Source organism: Streptomyces sp. URMC 124 (assembly GCF_051386455.1).
Lineage (GTDB): Bacteria > Actinomycetota > Actinomycetes > Streptomycetales > Streptomycetaceae > Streptomyces.
The window spans coordinates 1-253 of the sequence record NZ_JBPQTS010000554.1 but is presented as its reverse complement, the minus strand read 5'-3'; the positions used below and the strand labels follow the sequence as shown (position 1 = coordinate 253).

The 253-nt window shown below is 57.3% G+C and carries 1 pseudogene; it reads left to right on the top strand.

Annotated features, from left to right (window positions below):
• Window positions 1-253 (top strand): annotated as a pseudogene (locus ACSNOG_RS33670) (hypothetical protein); the annotation flags it as partial.

The window sequence follows — 253 nt, the reverse complement described above, 5'->3', positions numbered from 1 at the left end:
ATCCAATGCCGTGGAGAAGCGGACACGGGTCCGCGCTCGCGTCATTTCCCATGCGCTGCGCGATCTGATGCAGGAGAGCGACCGCGTCATCGTGATGGGGCACAAGCTGCCCGACATGGACGTGATCGGGGCATCGGTCGGTATTCTAAAAGCCGCTCAGATGTATAAAGTGGACGCATATATCGTGTTGGAGGGGCTCAACCCGTCGATTGAGCGGATTATGGATGAGGTTCGCAAGGATGAGGCCTTGATC